Origin of the sequence: Psychrobacter sp. TB20-MNA-CIBAN-0197 (assembly GCF_040309765.1) — a bacterium.
In the GTDB taxonomy this organism is placed as follows: domain Bacteria; phylum Pseudomonadota; class Gammaproteobacteria; order Pseudomonadales; family Moraxellaceae; genus Psychrobacter; species Psychrobacter submarinus.
In genome coordinates this window covers 1-289 of the sequence record NZ_JBEOPC010000350.1, presented here as the reverse complement: position 1 = coordinate 289, position 289 = coordinate 1, and the positions used below count along the sequence as shown (strand labels likewise).

Annotated in this window: 1 pseudogene; it reads left to right on the top strand. The window is 37.4% G+C overall.

Annotated elements, in window-relative coordinates:
* Window positions 1-200, top strand: a pseudogene (gene pyrE / locus AAEY83_RS13980) (orotate phosphoribosyltransferase); the annotation flags it as partial.
* Window positions 201-289 lie beyond the last annotated feature (89 nt).

Below are 289 nucleotides of genomic sequence, written 5' to 3'. Positions count from 1 at the left end.
GTGTTTTAATTGCGTTAGATCGCCAAGAAAAGGGTAAAGCTGAATTATCAGCTATTCAAGAAGTTGAGCGTGACTTTAATACCAAAGTGATTTCAATTGTAAAATTAGCTGATCTTATCAGTTACCTTGAAAGCCAAGGCACAATGGATGAGCATTTAGCCTCAGTTAAAGCTTACCGCGACCAATATGGTGTAGCGTAAATAAAAGCCTCGCAATGCGGGGCTTTATTTTGACCTTCATTTATAGAGTTTATTAATGAAAGATGTATTAAAACCAAATGGCCTCGGTC